At 40.3% G+C, this 16,674-nt stretch carries 16 protein-coding genes and 1 tRNA gene; 9 read left to right on the top strand and 8 right to left on the bottom strand.

Annotation, left to right across the window (positions count from 1 at the left end; all coding sequences use genetic code 11):
• The first annotated feature begins 179 nt into the window (after positions 1–179).
• Positions 180–2,198 (top strand): biosynthetic arginine decarboxylase, encoded by a 2,019-nt coding sequence (speA, locus tag V7L07_RS31245; RefSeq protein WP_335063291.1) that lies wholly within the window; start codon positions 180–182, stop codon positions 2,196–2,198.
• A gap of 151 nt (positions 2,199–2,349) precedes the next feature.
• Here speA and V7L07_RS31240 read toward each other — a convergent pair whose 3' ends face one another.
• From V7L07_RS31240 to V7L07_RS31230, 3 genes are all read right to left on the bottom strand, one after another.
• Entirely contained in the window at positions 2,350–3,519 is a 1,170-nt protein-coding gene (locus V7L07_RS31240; protein WP_335063290.1) for an NDP-sugar synthase, read from the bottom strand.
• 239 nt (positions 3,520–3,758) lie between these two features.
• Positions 3,759–4,568 (bottom strand): ScpA family protein, encoded by an 810-nt coding sequence (locus V7L07_RS31235; protein WP_335063288.1) that lies wholly within the window; start codon positions 4,566–4,568, stop codon positions 3,759–3,761.
• A gap of 668 nt (positions 4,569–5,236) precedes the next feature.
• Positions 5,237–5,749 (bottom strand): Spy/CpxP family protein refolding chaperone, encoded by a 513-nt coding sequence (locus V7L07_RS31230; protein WP_335063287.1) that lies wholly within the window; start codon positions 5,747–5,749, stop codon positions 5,237–5,239.
• 359 nt (positions 5,750–6,108) lie between these two features.
• Here V7L07_RS31230 and V7L07_RS31225 point away from each other — a divergent pair, with 359 nt between their 5' ends.
• Both V7L07_RS31225 and V7L07_RS31220 read left to right on the top strand, forming a co-directional pair.
• Positions 6,109–7,374, top strand: a complete 1,266-nt coding sequence (locus tag V7L07_RS31225) for a sensor histidine kinase (RefSeq protein WP_335063285.1) — start codon at positions 6,109–6,111, stop codon at positions 7,372–7,374.
• On the top strand, positions 7,374–8,036 hold the full coding sequence (locus V7L07_RS31220) for a response regulator (RefSeq protein ID WP_179064973.1): 663 nt from the start codon (positions 7,374–7,376) through the stop codon (positions 8,034–8,036). The genes V7L07_RS31225 and V7L07_RS31220 overlap by 1 nt, the downstream gene beginning before the upstream one ends.
• Before the next feature lie 210 nt (positions 8,037–8,246).
• Here the strand turns inward: V7L07_RS31220 and V7L07_RS31215 are convergent, their stop codons facing one another.
• Positions 8,247–8,672 carry a nucleoside deaminase gene (locus V7L07_RS31215; RefSeq protein ID WP_335063364.1) on the bottom strand — a complete coding sequence of 142 codons (426 nt, stop codon included), beginning with the start codon at positions 8,670–8,672 and terminating at the stop codon, positions 8,247–8,249.
• Between the two features lie 88 nt (positions 8,673–8,760).
• On the opposite strand from V7L07_RS31215, the gene V7L07_RS31210 reads away from it, so the two are divergent.
• The 5 genes from V7L07_RS31210 to V7L07_RS31190 all read left to right on the top strand — a co-directional run bounded on the left by V7L07_RS31210 (position 8,761) and on the right by V7L07_RS31190 (position 12,490).
• Positions 8,761–9,552, top strand: coding sequence for an ion transporter (locus tag V7L07_RS31210; protein ID WP_335063284.1), 792 nt, complete (start codon positions 8,761–8,763; stop codon positions 9,550–9,552).
• A gap of 368 nt (positions 9,553–9,920) precedes the next feature.
• Positions 9,921–10,109: a hypothetical protein gene (locus V7L07_RS31205; protein ID WP_335063283.1), complete on the top strand. Its 189-nt coding sequence runs from the start codon at positions 9,921–9,923 to the stop codon at positions 10,107–10,109.
• A gap of 137 nt (positions 10,110–10,246) precedes the next feature.
• Positions 10,247–11,083: an S-formylglutathione hydrolase gene (gene fghA / locus V7L07_RS31200; RefSeq protein ID WP_335063282.1), complete on the top strand. Its 837-nt coding sequence runs from the start codon at positions 10,247–10,249 to the stop codon at positions 11,081–11,083.
• Positions 11,084–11,293: 210 nt separating this feature from the next.
• Complete coding sequence (gene psb34, locus V7L07_RS31195) at positions 11,294–11,464, top strand: photosystem II assembly protein Psb34 (protein ID WP_335063280.1); 171 nt, start codon at positions 11,294–11,296, stop codon at positions 11,462–11,464.
• A 237-nt stretch (positions 11,465–11,701) separates the two neighbouring features.
• On the top strand, positions 11,702–12,490 hold the full coding sequence (locus V7L07_RS31190; RefSeq protein WP_335063278.1) for a COP23 domain-containing protein: 789 nt from the start codon (positions 11,702–11,704) through the stop codon (positions 12,488–12,490).
• 245 nt (positions 12,491–12,735) lie between these two features.
• Here V7L07_RS31190 and cobA read toward each other — a convergent pair whose 3' ends face one another.
• The 4 genes from cobA to V7L07_RS31170 form a co-directional block, all read right to left on the bottom strand.
• Positions 12,736–13,515: a uroporphyrinogen-III C-methyltransferase gene (cobA, locus tag V7L07_RS31185; protein WP_335063276.1), complete on the bottom strand. Its 780-nt coding sequence runs from the start codon at positions 13,513–13,515 to the stop codon at positions 12,736–12,738.
• A complete protein-coding gene (locus V7L07_RS31180) occupies positions 13,512–14,258 on the bottom strand; it encodes a sirohydrochlorin chelatase (RefSeq protein WP_335063275.1) in 747 nt (248 codons plus the stop codon). The genes cobA and V7L07_RS31180 overlap by 4 nt, the downstream gene beginning before the upstream one ends.
• A 190-nt stretch (positions 14,259–14,448) precedes the next feature.
• Positions 14,449–15,126: a pentapeptide repeat-containing protein gene (locus tag V7L07_RS31175; RefSeq protein ID WP_335063273.1), complete on the bottom strand. Its 678-nt coding sequence runs from the start codon at positions 15,124–15,126 to the stop codon at positions 14,449–14,451.
• Between the two features lie 217 nt (positions 15,127–15,343).
• Positions 15,344–15,727 carry a DUF4359 domain-containing protein gene (locus V7L07_RS31170; RefSeq protein WP_335063272.1) on the bottom strand — a complete coding sequence of 128 codons (384 nt, stop codon included), beginning with the start codon at positions 15,725–15,727 and terminating at the stop codon, positions 15,344–15,346.
• A gap of 124 nt (positions 15,728–15,851) precedes the next feature.
• Here V7L07_RS31170 and V7L07_RS31165 point away from each other — a divergent pair.
• Positions 15,852–15,924 (top strand) — tRNA-His (locus V7L07_RS31165).
• Positions 15,925–16,674: the final 750 nt, after the last annotated feature.

Below are 16,674 nucleotides of genomic sequence, written 5' to 3'. Positions count from 1 at the left end.
CTCTGTCTTAAGTCCAATAGTTTTCCACTAATGACCAATGACCAATGACTAATGACCAATGACTAATGACTCTTGACCAATCAGAGTTTATCTCAGAAATTATCTTTAGGTGCATATACGTTCCCAGATGAATGCGCTAAATTGTTAACTCGTGGGTGAAAAACAGAGGTTAGGAAGAAATGGGTGTTGAGTCAACTGCTACATCTGACGAGGTGGTACTACCTGCCAATGGACAGAAATTTGAAGTGAAAAATCATAAGCACAAAAAACTGTTACCACCTAGTCCTCCTACTACAGGAGATTTACCTCGCTCCTGGAAAATTGAGGATAGCGAAGCCTTGTATCGCATTGAAGGATGGGGACAACCTTATTTTTCCATTAGCGCTGCTGGACACGTTACCGTGTCACCTAAGGGCGATCGCGGGGGATCTCTTGACTTGTTTGAATTGGTCAACGCCATGAAACAGCGCAACTTGGGACTTCCCATGTTGATCCGCTTTTCTGATATTTTGGAAGACCGAATTGAACGCTTGAATGCTTGTTTTGCTAAAGCGATCGCCCGCTACAACTACCCTGGTGTCTACCGTGGCGTGTTTCCCGTCAAGTGCAATCAAGAGCGGCATTTGATTGAGGATTTGGTGAAATTTGGCAAGCCTCATCAATTTGGTTTAGAAGCCGGTTCCAAGCCAGAATTAATGATTGCTCTAGCTGTGTTGGATACACCAGGAGCATTGCTCGTTTGCAACGGCTACAAAGACCGAGAATACATTGAAACGGCAATGTTAGCCCAAAGACTAGGGCAAACACCAATCATCGTCTTAGAACAGATTGAAGAGGTTGATTTGGTAATTGATGCCAATCGCCAGTTAGGTATTAAGCCGATTTTGGGGGTTCGTGCTAAACTCAGTACCCAAGGCATGGGGCGTTGGGGAGCCTCTAGTGGCGATCGCGCTAAATTTGGTTTGACAATGCCTGAAGTTATTGAGGCTGTTGACAAGTTACGAGAAGCTAACCTGCTCGATTCTTTGCAGTTGATGCACTTCCACATCGGCTCACAAATCTCTGCTATCAATGTGATTAAAGATGCCATCCAAGAAGCCAGCCGTATTTATGTGGAATTGTCCATGTTGGGAGCGGATATGAAATATCTTGATGTTGGTGGTGGCTTGGGTGTAGATTACGATGGCTCCCAAACCAACTTCTATGCATCGAAAAATTACAACATGCAGAACTATGCCAACGATATCGTGGCAGAGTTAAAAGATACCTGTGCCGAGCGGCAAATTCCCGTACCAACACTGATTAGCGAAAGTGGACGAGCGCTTGCTTCCCATCAATCGCTGCTGATTTTTGACGTTCTCAGTACTAGTGATGTCCCCCTCGACGCACCAGAACCTCCACAAGAGGGAGAATCCCCAATTATTAACTATCTTTGGGAAAGCTACCAATCCATCAACCAAGAGAATTATCAAGAGTTGTTCCACGACGCTGCCCAATTCAAAGAAGAAGCCATCAGTCGCTTCAACTTAGGAATTTTACGCCTCAGAGAACGAGCCAAAGCCGAACGCCTCTACTGGGCTTGTTGTCAGAAAATTCTTACCATTACTAGACAGCAAGAATACGTACCCGATGAACTAGAAGACCTAGAAAAAATCATGGCTTCCATCTATTACGTGAATATGTCAGTGTTTCAATCAGCACCAGATTGTTGGGCGATCGACCAACTATTCCCCATTATGCCAATTCACCGCTTGGATGAAGAACCAACGCGGCGGGGAATTTTAGCAGACCTCACCTGCGACAGTGATGGTAAAATCGACCGCTTTATTGACCTGCGCGATGTCAAGTCTGTTTTAGAGTTGCACACCTACAAGCCCGGAGAACCCTATTACTTGGGGATGTTCTTGAATGGAGCTTACCAAGAAATTATGGGCAATTTGCACAACCTATTTGGCGATACTAACGCTGTTCACATCCAATTAACACCCAAAGGCTACCAGATTGAACACGTTGTCAAAGGTGACACCATGAGTGAAGTTGTCAGCTATGTGCAGTATGACTCCGAAGACATGGTGGAAAACATTCGCCAGCGTTGCGAGAAAGCATTAGAAGAAAAGCGCATCACCCTAGCAGAATCTCAGCGACTACTGCAAACATACGAGCAGAGTCTTAGGAGATACACGTACTTAAATAGTTAGGGACTGGGGACTGGGGACTGGGGACTGGGGACTGGGGACTGGGGACTAAGAGAGAGTAAAGAATGGGAATTAGACAGGAAAGTTTTTCCCAATACCCAATACCTAATACCCAATCCCCAATACCCAATCCCCAATCCCCAATCCCCATTCCCTAATTTACATTTGTCCCCAACAATTCCTCTATCGCTTGTCGCTCAAGAGGGGTATGTGATGGTACTGTCTGACGGGCATCAGTAATCAGCCAGTCTAAAGCAGCGGCTTGAACATCGATCGCAGCGCCAGTTTTATCTACGCAATAACGTCCAAATACTAGTTTATCGACTAAACGGACTCCAGGTCCCAGGCGCGACCATTCAAAAATCACGCTGTTATCTACTGTTGCGCCACTACATATCCAGCAATTGGGGCCAATCATGGCTGGCCCGACGATTTTAGCTCCGTCTTCGATTCTTGTCATCCCGCCAATGTAAACGGGGCCGGTGATATCTACCTTGTCCCAATTTATGGCGACATTTAAGCCAGTGTAGATGCCAGGGGAGACTTGATGACCGGGGATTTGCACATTTTTGATTTCACCCAGCAGCACACCGCGAATCGCCCGCCAATAGTCTGGGACTTTACCAATATCTACCCATTCAAAGTCCATAGGGATGGCGTAGAAGGGTGCTTTGATTTCTACCAAATTGGGAAACAATTGGCTACCAATGTCATATTCGACACCAGAGGGTATATAGTTAAAAACTTCTGGCTCAAAGATATAAATACCTGTGTTGATGTTGGTGCTAAGGGCTTCTTCCGTTGAAGGTTTTTCTTGGAAAGCTTTGACCCGGCCTTCTTCGTCAGTTACAACCACACCATAGCTAGAAACTTCTTCTTTGGGGACAGATTTCGTAATAATAGTAGCGATCGCACCTTTGGATTTATGCCATTTAACCGCCGCAGTTAAATCTAGGTCAATTAAAGCATCACCACATAAAACCACAAAGGTATCATCAAAAAAGGGTGAGAAATCTTGGATGCGGCGCATTCCTCCAGCAGAACCTATGGCTTCGCCCACTAGTTTACCGTCGTCATCAATTTTCCCTTCAAAGGAATAGGCAATCTGCACGCCAAAGCGCTGACCGTCACGGAAATAGTTTTCAATTTCCTCAGCCAAATGACTAACATTGACCAAAATCTGGTCAAATCCATGATGGCGTAACAGTTCCAGCAAGAACTCCATCACTGGCTTTTGCAGGATGGGCATCATCGGTTTGGGCATAGTGTACGTAATCGGACGCACGCGAGTACCCTTGCCCGCTGCCAGAATCATCGCTTTCATAAAAATTTATTCCTCAACCACAAGCCAGTTTACTTTCATCGAGTGATACTTAATCATCGTTTTTATTTCTGCTCTAAGTCATCCCTCAAAACAGGGATAACAGTAATTTAGTGGTTATTGCAACCATCGTGATACTTAGATGACAAGCGATCGCTTATCCTTTCAATTTACTCGGATTTTAGGGCTGAATCAAAAATCTGTAAATTATCTGTAGGGATATAGGGCTACTTTTAGCTTTCTTAATTCATTGGGTGTTCAAGGGGTCTAAGTAAGCGAATTTTGATCTCATCGTAAAACTCCTCTTGAAATAGCTCTACTTTCGATTGAGCTGAGAGTAGTAGTAGTGCCCAGAAAACGCTAACTAGTTGACTTTGTTTAGACTCATGTCCAGACCCATTTTGGTTGAGAAGCTTTGTCTGAGTCCACAATTCTACAAGTTGTTCTAAATTTAACCAATTTTGTTCTAAACTTAGGTCTCTTGCTGACAATCTCAACACCTGCTCTAGTTCTCCAGCGACTTCTGTCAGATTTTCCTGGTGGGCTAACTCCAGCGCCTCCCGCATACTCTGGACGCTAGGCTGACGCCTGGGACGGATCGGTTTACTGACTTTTTCTACCAGTTTCAGTTGGTTAGCCATGATCTGCAATTGCTCAATTAACTCTTGCAGAGTCACCCGGCGCTTTGGTGGCGGCATTGCCGCTGGACGACGACGCAATTGCCGTTCTAATGGTAGACGATGACCCTGATGTGATACACCGTCTTCACCTTCCAGTAGGGTATCATCTTCTACACCATCTTGTGCATCTTCTACCGTTGACAACTGCATCAAGGTGTTAGCTTTGAATAATACCAGCATTGATGCTGATAAAAAAGCCTGTCCAGATTGAGACAAGTCCGCTTCGTAGCCTCTTGTTATTGCCCCTGGTGCCATCAATTCTAAGTAGCGGTCAATCACCTCAATCACTTGGACATCCCAAGGATCAATTTCCCCCTGCTCGGCTTGGTAAATCAAGAATGTGATTGTTTCTAATAGCTCGGAAGCTTCCATCAACAGGTTCTAAGTTAATTAATGACAGGAATTGCCTGGTGGCAGTATCTTCTAAAATTTGTGATCAATCACCATTGTGAATTGTGAGATCGGATTGTGCAACTTTTGATTTCCGCAAGCCTCACACTCGTGACTTACAGTCAATAAAAAAACATCCCAAATTTTCTTGTGGGGGTGAGCAACATGAGCTACCTAAATCTGGGACAGGTGGAGACAATACTGTTCGGAATGGGACTAAGTTTAAGACACAGTCCTTAGTGTACTGACCGTTTCCCAGCCTGGAGGCTGGGAACCGATTTTGTGAGGCTCCGCCTCCAGTGGACTGACCAGAGGCAGCAGCCCTCTGGGAATACATTCCCAGTCTGAAGACTGGGAACGAGGTGAAACAAGCCTTTTGGCTTTTCTTAGTGCCATTCAATACTGTTTGGTTAAGACAAGAGACGCGATGAATCGCCGTCTTTACAACCATCAGTCTTGACGGCGATTCATCGGATCTTTGCGATCTATTATTTTCAATAAATAGGGAAAGGGAAAGGGGATGAAGTTTTACCCTTTCCGCATCTTCTGCAAGAAGTCTATTAATTTTTGACTATGGAAATCTATTCTGGGATGAGATGGGCAGTGTTGCCCACCTCGTACTTATTAAATACTTTTTCAAAGATTAGGTATTATCCAGGATTTCTTTGTTGACGATTTTGACGGAATTGCTGTATTTTTTGCAGTTGTTCGGGGGTGAAGACTGCTTGAATTTGTTGTTTTTCAGACTCGCGGATTTGTTTGATTTGGTTTTTCTGTATTTCACTCAGATTTAAGTCAGCAAAATCACCTTTTTTGCGACCATGATGCTGTCCTAGTTGCCGTTGACCTTGACCTGTTTGCCCCTGAGCCTTACGTGCTTCCCACTCAGCCCGACGTGCTTGTTTCGCTGCCTCTAATTTTGCTTTTTGTTCTGGGGTGAAAACTGCTTCAATTTTGGTGCGGCTATCACGGCGAATTGTCTGAATTTGGGTTTTTTGGGCATCTGTTAGACCTAAGTCTTTCCAAGGGCCCCTTTCTTTTTGGGGAGTTTGTGCAAGTAAGATGGGTGAAGGAGAGGCTGTTTGGGCGTGAACAGCAAAGGAGGTTGCAGTTAAAGTTAAGGCGATCGCTCCAGCAACTAGCGATAATACTTTGAGTTTCATTACTTATCTCGTGGGTTTTTCCTGGTTGGATGCCACTATCATAAGAACTTATCTTTAGTAGTTACATGAGGAGAAAGTCATGGTTCTACCCATGACTTTAGTCATGATTGAATTTTGACAAATATGATTGACAATAAATAGTTAGGAGTGGGGAGTGGTAAGTTAAGAGTTTGGAATGATTTTCCAAAGAATTTAGGATTGTGATAAATCTTTGTTTAGATTATTACGTAATATTTTGATATCCTGCATTTAGTCTTAATTACTCAGTCAGCGAAAAGCTTAAACGCCGGAAAATACTGCTCAAGTTGCATTCAAATCTCTTAACTATTAACTCATTCATAACTGGAGTGAAGCGATTAATGAATAGTCAAATTAAAATTAATAAACATCCTTTTCCATCTCTGCTTTATCTGGAGTGGACACTATTAGCGATCACTGCATTGACAGCAGTTATACCACCTCCATTACGGCAATTTCGTCCCAAGCCTCCAGAACTATCGATTTGTGGTGTATTTCCCGAATTGTCAGTTTGTAACATATTACCAGAACTATCAATTTATAGTCTGATTATTTTTGCATTAATGGGCTTAAGATTACCCAGGAGTAACCAGATAAATAAGGTTATCTACATAACTGTTGAAATTTTATTGATTTTAACAACTGGACTTTTTGGTGAAAGGTTTGCTCGGCTTTTTCCCTTTCTATACATAATTCTAGTTACTCGCAGTTGTCTAATTTTTCAGTTACCTGGGCGTTTATTCGTTACAACTTTATCATTTAGCTTATTTCTTTTGACGACACAACTCAAATACCAGTTATTCAATTTTCAAGCATCACCACAAGCACAAGAACGATATCGATTTTTGATTTTGAATTCGTCGCTGGTATTTGGCTTAAGCTTGGTTTTTGTTTTGTTAATGATGAATGCAGTATTATCTGAACGGCATAGTCGAGAAAAGTTAGCGATCGCTAATGAAAAGCTCCGTCAATATGCGATGCGAATTGAAAATCAAGCTACTTTAGAAGAACGTAACCGAATTGCTCGTGAAATTCATGATTCATTAGGACATTCTCTAACTGCTTTAAATCTGCAATTAGAAACTGCTTTAAAGCTATGGCAATCTAACCCAGGTAAGGCTGAAACATTTCTCGCAACTGCGAAGGAATTAGGGTCAAAAGCATTAAAAGATGTCCGCCAATCTGTTTCTACTATGCGTTCTAATCCCTTACAAGAACAATCTTTAGAACGCGCGATCGCTAGTCTTTCCGAAAATTTTTATCGCTCTAACGGGATTTTACCAATTTACCAAATTAACCTGGAATATTCTCTACCACCTGAAATCAATACCGCTATTTACCGGATTACTCAAGAATCTTTGACAAATATATCTAAATATGCTGATGCAACGGAGGTTAAACTAGAACTCACGAGGACAAAAGGTAATTTGCGATTGATAATTCAGGATAATGGTAAAGGTTTTGATTTAGGGCAAAATACTACTGGTTTTGGACTTCACAGTATGCGCGATCGCACTTTAGCACTTGGAGGTAACTTTAATATTAATAGCGCTCTTGGTTCTGGTTGTAAAATTATAGTTAATATTCCATTAGCAAGGTTGACATAATGATTAAAGTGTTGCTGGTAGATGACCAAAGTTTAATTCGTCAAGGATTAAGAGCATTATTGGAACTAGAACCAGATTTAGAGATAGTTGGAGAAGCAGAAAATGGTGAACAGGCGATTGATTTGGTTGCGAAATTTCAGCCAGATGTAATCTTACTAGATATCAGAATGCCAATTATGGATGGAGTTGCAGCTACGCGAGAGATTCAAAAACGTTTTCCCACAAGTAAGATTTTAGTACTGACAACTTTTGATGATGATGAATATGTATCAGCAGCTTTGAAACATGGAGCAATGGGTTATTTATTGAAAGATACACCATCAGAAGAATTAGCTGTTGCTATTCGTGCTGTTCATAAAGGATATACTCACTTAGGCCCAGGTATAGTCAAAAAGCTGCTAACTCAATTTTCTCATCCTGCACTAATCCAGTCCCCGCCTGTACCATCTAGTTTAGCTGAACTTACTCCTAGAGAAAAAGAGGTTTTGCGGTTAATTGCAACAGGCGCTAGTAACCGAGAAATTGCTCAGGAACTCTACATTTCTGAGGGAACGGTGAAAAATCATGTGACAAATATTTTAAACAGATTAAATTTGCGCGATCGCACCCAAGCTGCTATTTGGGCAAATACATATTTATCCTATTTGAATGAGCCAAATTAAATAATTCGTAATTTGTAATTCGTAATTTGTAATTCGTAATTTTAACTTCTATAACAATTCTATTTTTGAGGAAAAATAGAGTTGTTATATATTAGGTGTAGTGTGTGTTTACGCTGAAAGTAAAGCGTCATTTTGGGGTTTTCAGTGCGTTACAGAAACCGTAACACTACATCATATTCTAATTGTTAATACAAGTTAGCTTTTTATAGCTTATTTAAATAACTCCAAGCATTCATTTTTTAAAACGCCTTTTGTGACTTTTATATTCCTAAATGACTTGGATATTACTTCTTCAGAAGATATATTAATTTGTGATTGATTTAGACTTATTAAATCTTGAATTGAAGCACCATATACAATTTCTGATAAACCACTCCAAACACAAGCAGTTGCACACATCGGACAAGGTTCACCAGTTGTATATATGCTATAACCTTCTAAAGAGGGGTTTTTAAGTTTAGCTGTTAAACTACGAATTACGTTAATTTCTGCATGGGCTGATGGATCGTTGTCTCTCCTCACAGTATTATGAGCTACAGCTACGACTTCGTTATCTTTAACAATCACAGCACCGTAAGGTGCATCGCCTTCTTTTGCTTCTGCCAAAGCTAAACGCATAAAATATTCTCGGTTCATATAAGCTGGAGTTAACATAAGGATAATGATTAATAATATCGTATTTCTAATGCTATAACTGGAAATTAAGATGTATTAATGGTCGAATATGTTACTGAGCAGACAAGAAACAGAGTTTTACTTAAAAGACCTAGAAACACCAATCGGTAAAGTAATTAATTTAACACTTGCCTCTTTGGTGTTAATATCATCAGGAATTTTTGTGGCAGAAACATATAATATTCCTGATTATATGCGGTTTGAGTTAAATCTCGCTGATACTGCGATCGTCATCATCTTTGCGGTGGAATATTTACTCCGTCTCTGGAGTGCGGAAAATAAAATTAAGTATATTTTTAGTTTTTATTCGATTATTGATTTAATGGCGATTTTACCATTCTTTCTCGGAATGGTGGATATTAGTTTTATCCGTCTACTAAGATGGTTTCGGATTTTACGATTAATTAGATTTATTGATAGAAAGTTTTTATTCGCCAGTATCAGCACCGAAGATGGCATGATTTTTGCGCGAATATTATTTACATTATTTGCAATTGTTTTTATTTACTCTGGTTTAATTTATCAAGTCGAACATCCAGTTAATCCTCAAAATTACGGTACATTTTTGGACGCCTTTTATTTCTCAGTTGTCACCATGACAACTGTCGGATTTGGCGATGTGATTCCAATTTCTGAATTAGGACGCTTGCTAACAGTATTGATGATTTTTACAGGAATTGCGCTGATTCCTTGGCAAGTAGGAGATTTAATTAAGCGAGTGGTGAAAACTGCTAATCAGGTAGAAACAGTTTGTGCAGGTTGTGGTTTGACTTTCCACGATCTAGATGCTGGGTTTTGTAAAAGATGTGGGACTAAGTTACCTAGTCGCAGGGTTGATTGAGGCGCGATCGCACCCCGGATTTGATCGGGTTTTATGCAGAGTTCCTCTTAGAGGTTGTTTGAAAAGTCTAATTTCTTACTTGCCTGGGCGATTAGAAATCGCGGCTACACAGGCAAAACCTGCCTCCGCAGGTTAAAAACTCTTGATTTTGTATTAGTCCACGCAGGTGGACTTGGTTTGTGTAGTAGCGAATTCTATTCGCCCTTTTCAAACATTCTCTTAATGCTCCAATTTACTCACATTTGCATCATGTTGCTCGTGAACAGATATTTTTGTCCAAAGTCCAAGATTTTAGTCTAAACTCCAGAAATCACTAACCACTATCAACCTTGATTTCACAAAACTGTCACATTAAGGAAATAAGCAAAATGTCAGGGAACAGACAACTCCAAACGCAAGACTATTCAATGATTGAAAACCATATTTCTTCATGTGATTTTCCAGAAACGCAACAAACTTTATATGAGATATCTCAAAAACAAGGTTTCAATAAGTTTGAATGCCTCTATCACGACGATAACTTTGATGCGTCACGGTTATTATGCATTTATAAATAAAGCTCATTATAATCCTAAGTTCAGTGTGAGCGGTGGTTAGTTCATGCGATCGCTTGGGTTTTCTTCTTTGAACACCCCGCTTCAGCGTTATTTTACAGATAGCAAATCCGATGTAGTCAAATAAGAGAATATAATCAATGCCTAACCTCAACCTCATTTCAGAATATAAAAGCTTTGGTGGCAAACTCGGTTTTTACAGTCATCACTCCTTTGCCTGTAACGGTGAAATGCGCTTTGCTGTCTATCAACCACCACAAGCAACTCAAAATCCTGTGCCGATTCTCTATTTTCTCTCTGGTTTAACTTGCACGGAAGAGAATTTTATGGCGAAGGCGGGAGTGCAACGCTCGGCAGCTGAGTACGGTTTGATATTGGTTGCACCAGATACTAGTCCGCGTAATACTGGCATTGCAGCTGAGGATGATGACTGGGACTTTGGCACTGGTGCGGGCTTTTATGTTGATGCTACAGAAGAACCGTGGCGTCAACACTACCAAATGTATAGTTATGTCGTCCAGGAATTACCTGCTTTAATTACCGCCAACTTTCCTACCCAACCTGAAAAACAAGGTATTTTTGGTCATTCGATGGGAGGACATGGGGCGCTTGTCTGTGCATTGAGAAACCCAGAACTCTATAAATCAGTATCAGCTTTTGCACCAATCACTGCACCTATGCATTGTCCTTGGGGTCAAAAGGCTTTTAGTGGTTATCTTGGCAGCAATCAAGAAAGTTGGCGTGCTTATGATGCTAGTGAACTAGTCAAGCAACTAGGATATCACAGTCCAATTCTGATTGACCAAGGGACTACTGATAAATTTTTAGCTGAACAATTACTGCCAGAGGTATTTGAACAAGCTTGTGCAGATGTTAACCAGCCGCTAAACTTGCGTTACCAAGAAGGCTATGACCACAGTTATTATTTCATCGCCAGTTTTATTGAAGATCATATCCGCCACCATGCGTTAGCGTAGCTTACCGTAGGTATCGCTTTAAAAAACTAGACCAGAAAAAAGGAATTCAGATTTGACACTTTCCTTAATGGAATGGAAGCGAGATTTTCCAGATCCCGTGATAAGTCAGCTTTATCAATACTATTAGTCTTTTTTTGTCAAGCCATATTGACGATTTGTAACAAAATAGTTATATTTAGTTACATAACTTAACAAAGAAGAGAAAAAACTATGTATACCACCATTAACGAAGACGGCATCCTCAACAACTACGCAGCTGAACCCCAGATATACTATGCTGAGTACCCAGCAATTTGGGAACAACGTAAATACGTTTTACAAGCTCTTTTTGCCACTTTAATCGTCACCACTTTAGTTTTGGTTGGTTTTAGCGTTAGCTAGGATTTTTCGATTTCAGTATCGCTGTATCTCATCGTCAATCTCACTTCTCGAATTTACCTCGGCTAAATTAGTCGAGGTTTTTTGCGTTTTGTTAAGAAGAATTCAGAATGGACTACGCCCCAATACTGTTCGGTTAAGGCAAGAGAGGAAAAAATAGCGTTTTTGATGAATCAAAAAACAGAATTATCCGTCACTTAGACTATCAATTCCCTACCGATTTATACTGGAGGATGATTTATGCCATCACAACTGCTGAGATTTATGTCTTTGGGTGTTCTTGGTTTATCTTTGTGTCTGAGCAATTCCGCAGCAATGGCACAATATGATACTGGTACTAGTGGCGATGGTGTAGTAGTGCCTACAGTACCATCGGGTGATACATCAACACCAGTCCCAATAGACACATCGACTGGTATACCATCTTCACCCTCATCTGACACTGCAACTCGGTTTACCTGTCAGTCTTACAATGGTCAGTATACTGTCATGTATCAGCCACAAAGTCAACCAGGACAATTCTTTCCTTGGGCTGCACCTGCGGCTTTGGGTGGTGGTTGGGATGCACAAAGGCGTTGTGCAGCAATTGCCAGTCGTTTAGAACTTTATCGTCCAGATGGTTTACAAGAACTTCAGACAGCTGTCGAAAATAACGAAAATATCGTCTGCGTCACAACTGAGGCGAATCCAAGCTGTAGAATTGTGCTGACAGTCCCGCGTGGGAAAGATCCTTATGTTATCCGCAATAGCATTTTTCAGAACTTGACTACTGCTGACAGTGGACAACAGACTATAGCTGTTAACACTTATGGCGATCGCAGTAGTGGAGGCAACGAATTATATAATTTAGGACGCACCCTTCTAGGCAATGGTAATAATCGGATTAGTTCATCTCGAAGTGGGATTAATCTCAAACCTTTCCTCGATCGCCAAGATGGCGGTACTGGAAACAATTTGCGGAGGGGAGTTGCAATTCGTCGTCAGTCTCAGCCTAACGGCGCTCGTCTAAATCCTGGTAATTTCCGGTAAACAAGAGTGGGTTTTAATACAAAATGACTTTCAAATAAAAATATCCAACTACCTAATTGTGGGGCGGACATCTTGTCCGCTTTTTTTTATAGCGTTTCTCAGTTGAGCGCAATACAGACCTAACCCCCAGCCCCTTCCCTACAAGGGAAGGGGAGTAAGATTTAAAGCCTCTCTCCTTTTAGGAGAGAGGTCAGACTGTATTGCATGCAAACGATAACCGCTATAAACAAGCTTTGCACCAAACATTAAACTGGACGACAACCAGACAAAATACTGTGCATATTTACTACTTGTCCAATAACTGCGATCGCAGGCGCACTAAATCCAGTTTCCTCTACCTGCTCTACAATTGTCTCTAAAGTACCAATCAATTCTTCTTGTTCTGGTCGCGTACCCCAGCGCACCAAAGCAATAGGCGTTTCTAAATTCAACCCAGCGATACTTAATTGTTCCACAATATAAGGCAGATTGTGAATTCCCATATAAATTACAATGGTTTCGGAACCGTGAGCGATCGCACTCCAATTCACAATCGGTCTATACTTACCTACTGCCTCGTGACCAGTTACAAATGTCACCGATGAACTATACAGCCGATGCGTTAAAGGTATGCCTGAGTATGCCGCTGCTGCGATTCCCGATGTGATACCCGGCACAACTTCCGCTGATATCCCCGCTTTAACTAATTCTTCCATTTCTTCGCCACCGCGACCAAAGATAAACGGATCGCCACCCTTTAGCCGCACCACAATTGCATGATCCTGCGCTTTATCAATCAGCAATTGGGTTGTCTCTGACTGCAACAACGAATGTCTCCCCGCACGCTTACCAGCATTAATTTGCTCGGCTTGGGGATTAATCATTGCTAGAATTGCCGGACTGACTAAGGCATCATAGATAACTACATCTGCACATTCCAACAAACCTTTTGCCTTCAGAGTAATTAATCCTGGATCTCCTGGCCCCGCACCTACTAAATAAACCTTTCCCAAATACTTGTTCTCCTGTTTTTCTGTGCGGTTCATCTATCTGTTAAATCCCAAATTAGCTCGGCTAATTCTGCACTTGCTCCCAATGGCTGCGCCAATTGGAAATTCACCGCAGAAAATTGTAATTTTAGCGCCTCGATTGAGGTAGCGATCGCATCGGTTATTCCACCAGCGAATAAAAAGTATGGTAAGATCGCAATTTCCCGATAACCAGCAGTTACCAACTCTTTCACCCGTGATTCTAAACTAGGAGGCCCAGCCCAATAAGCAGTCACGGCTCCCAACCTCGCCGCTATTGCTTCCACAGTTTCTTGTGAACCTGGGCGACGACTACCATGAGCTAAGAGAATCCATACTTCTGCTTCTATAGTAGCTATTTGCTTGGCCAGCAATTTATCTAAATTGGGGTGAGAGCCTAAATATGGTTGCAACTCAATGATGATATCTTCACCAGTAGCCTGTTGTGCGAGTGCTACTTCGGCGGGAATATCTGTCATAACATGCACTCCCGGCAGCAGAAATAGCGGTACAATTTTGAGGTGGTTCTCATTTTGAGATAGTTTGCGACCGCCAAAGGCGCTCTTAGCAAATTGTTGAATCTGCTCGTGTAAAGGCTGAGAACTCATTTCTAAAGCTGCTATGCCAACCAGATATTCGCTATTTACTGAGTTGTGGTTTTTTGGCAATTTGTGACATACCAGCCTAGCTAGTTGCTGCATAGCAATTTCTGGGCGGCGATCGCGACTTCCGTGAGACAATAGCAGATAGGCTGATGACATTGGCAAAGCTTGAACTCTCAGTTACTATCTTTATTTTAAAATGAAGCTGGGAATAATTAAGTACTCTAGTAATTATTAAAATTATTATCAATTACTAATAACACTTCACTAAAAAAAGAGGATAAAGATAAGCCTGATGTAGCAGATTTGTTGTCTTTTACAACGATAAATCAAAACTTACTTTCAACTTTTATGCCTGATCCGTTATTTCTTCATCAACAGCTTTAACTATTACATTTGCATACCTTTGAAGAATATAAGCCGCTTGAAATATATCTAAAACTGCACCTTGAAGCTGATTTATATTAATTTGTAAACCCTCTATATTAGAACCCCGAAAATCTGTATTTTTAAATTTAGCATCAGCAAGCATAACATTATTCATTTGGCAGTTTATAAATTTTACATTTATCAGAGAAGATTCTATAAATGTAGACTCTTCAAGGATACAATTCTCAAAAATAGCATTATCAAATTTACTTGAATTAAATTGTGATAATTGTCCTTGACAGCCTTTAAAAATAACATTTTTGAATCTGGACTTTATTGCTTGAAATCCCAGCAATCTACAGTTAAGAAATTCAACTCTATTAAGTGAAGCTTCTTCCCATTCAGTATTGGCAAAATCACTTTTAGCAATTCTCACATCTTGTAGAGTAAGTTTTTTAAAGTAAGTATTTATAGATTTAACATTATCAAAGTATGCATACTGAAACTCTACTCCCTTCGTTCCCTCAATCTGGCAATTTGATAAATGTACATTTTTATAGCTTTCTAATTCATATAATTGGTTATCTGGTATACCCTTATTCATTGTTTCATCTAAAGGTAAATTAGGAGGATCAATAGCTCTATGCTTGCTAGACATATTTTTTACTTGAAATCATCTCATCTAAAAAATACCTTGTACGTTAAGAATGCTCTAATAGTCAAGTAAAAAATACATTTCCTTATTTTTATTAAAATTAATACAAAATTAGGTTGAGCAGAAATACAACTCCTTCTAAAAAGCAGCTTACAACAAAGCATCAAGAATAAAATTAAAAGAAGTTACAATACCTTTATATTCTCACCCTGCTGCTTATTTATTGTTCTTCGGCAGTGTAAGTATAAAATTGATCAAAAGCTCCCACAGTTTCAAATTTGTAAGAAGGTATCCAAGAATTTATTTTTAAATCTGTACGATAAATACTAAAAACAATAAAATTTTGCCTTTCTGTAGTCCTAGCAATAATTCCTTGGATTTGTGGGTTAGCTGAGTCAACCAACTTATCACAATTAAAACGGATTAAATTTTCGATAATATTCGTAGTTTTTTTACATACATCGGTTTTTAAGTATTTTGTCAGCCGTTGAACTGCATATTCTTCGTATTCAACCTGACTGGGATTGGTTTTCGCCATTGTCACACCCAAGGCGGCAAGTCCTACTGCTGCTCCAGTATACGCGATGATGGTCAATGGTTTCATATTTGCCAAGTAAAATTTATTGTAATCGTTAGATTCTGGAGACTCTAAATCAACTAAGTCCGTTCCTTGAAGAAAAACTCTTGATCGTTTGCCAAATTATTGCTATAATTCAGATTGTTGAATGGCGAGCGTAGCCAAGTGGTTAAGGCAGTGGTTTGTGGTACCACCATTCGTGGGTTCGAGTCCCATCGTTCGCCCTACATAATTTTATATCGATCTGTACATTCCTATATATTAAAGTTGGATTGTGGTTTTGAAGATTCATAACCACTACTTTAGCAAGGGTCTGCCATCTACAAGTTTATGGACTTGAAAGGGTTGTAAACCCAGAATAATTTATTAGTTTATCTTATTCAATAATTTGATGTATATAAGCAAATCTACTTTCTCAATGAAAATTAGGTGTAAGATGTCTTACGACATCCTACTTCTCTACGAGACGGGCTAAGGATAGAGAAGCTGTTACTGTGTTATTGGACTAAGCATCTGCTCATACTTCTCTAGAGCATGAGCTTTTTATATAGGAATCCGATTTGATTCCTGAAAAAATCTAAGTATATGTAGTGGCGGGACAAGCAAAAAAATTGTGCATTAGACGTAAGTTGGGTGGAGCGGAGCGCAACCCAACAGATATCACGATGTTGGGTTACGCAAAGCCTCCACCCAACTTACAATTTTTTTGCAACATTCTAGCCTTGACCGAACAATTCGCAATTCGCTTTTTCCGATGTAATTGATAATTGATTCATTTAGGGTCGGAAGCTATTAATTTATCGTAAATTAAAGGGTTTAAAACCCCTACATCTACATGTAGCACCCATTTCAGTCGGGGTTTGTCTTGAGAAATCGCTCCACTTGGGCTTTGCCCAAGACCGCGTTTCTCGCTAAATCCCCGTCTAAAATTTCTTTAATTTTTAATTTTTAATTGTTAAGTGTATTGGTAGGCA

It is taken from the genome of Nostoc sp. (assembly GCF_036916985.1).
In the GTDB taxonomy this organism is placed as follows: Bacteria; Cyanobacteriota; Cyanobacteriia; order Cyanobacteriales; family Nostocaceae; genus Nostoc.
The sequence above is the reverse complement of the archived record's forward strand: the minus strand, read 5'-3'. Positions and strand labels throughout refer to the sequence as shown.

Bases quoted from the DNA above. Each gene is read 5' to 3' on its own strand.
- speA (WP_335063291.1), top strand. From the start codon at position 180: ATGGGTGTTGAGTCAACTGCTACATCTGACGAGGTGGTACTACCTGCC.
- V7L07_RS31240 (WP_335063290.1), bottom strand. From the start codon at position 3,519: ATGAAAGCGATGATTCTGGCAGCGGGCAAGGGTACTCGCGTGCGTCCG.
- V7L07_RS31235 (WP_335063288.1), bottom strand. From the start codon at position 4,568: ATGGAAGCTTCCGAGCTATTAGAAACAATCACATTCTTGATTTACCAA.
- V7L07_RS31230 (WP_335063287.1), bottom strand. From the start codon at position 5,749: ATGAAACTCAAAGTATTATCGCTAGTTGCTGGAGCGATCGCCTTAACT.
- V7L07_RS31225 (WP_335063285.1), top strand. From the start codon at position 6,109: ATGAATAGTCAAATTAAAATTAATAAACATCCTTTTCCATCTCTGCTT.
- V7L07_RS31220 (WP_179064973.1), top strand. From the start codon at position 7,374: ATGATTAAAGTGTTGCTGGTAGATGACCAAAGTTTAATTCGTCAAGGA.
- V7L07_RS31215 (WP_335063364.1), bottom strand. From the start codon at position 8,672: ATGAACCGAGAATATTTTATGCGTTTAGCTTTGGCAGAAGCAAAAGAA.
- V7L07_RS31210 (WP_335063284.1), top strand. From the start codon at position 8,761: ATGTTACTGAGCAGACAAGAAACAGAGTTTTACTTAAAAGACCTAGAA.
- V7L07_RS31205 (WP_335063283.1), top strand. From the start codon at position 9,921: ATGTCAGGGAACAGACAACTCCAAACGCAAGACTATTCAATGATTGAA.
- fghA (WP_335063282.1), top strand. From the start codon at position 10,247: ATGCCTAACCTCAACCTCATTTCAGAATATAAAAGCTTTGGTGGCAAA.
- psb34 (WP_335063280.1), top strand. From the start codon at position 11,294: ATGTATACCACCATTAACGAAGACGGCATCCTCAACAACTACGCAGCT.
- V7L07_RS31190 (WP_335063278.1), top strand. From the start codon at position 11,702: ATGCCATCACAACTGCTGAGATTTATGTCTTTGGGTGTTCTTGGTTTA.
- cobA (WP_335063276.1), bottom strand. From the start codon at position 13,515: ATGAACCGCACAGAAAAACAGGAGAACAAGTATTTGGGAAAGGTTTAT.
- V7L07_RS31180 (WP_335063275.1), bottom strand. From the start codon at position 14,258: ATGTCATCAGCCTATCTGCTATTGTCTCACGGAAGTCGCGATCGCCGC.
- V7L07_RS31175 (WP_335063273.1), bottom strand. From the start codon at position 15,126: ATGTCTAGCAAGCATAGAGCTATTGATCCTCCTAATTTACCTTTAGAT.
- V7L07_RS31170 (WP_335063272.1), bottom strand. From the start codon at position 15,727: ATGAAACCATTGACCATCATCGCGTATACTGGAGCAGCAGTAGGACTT.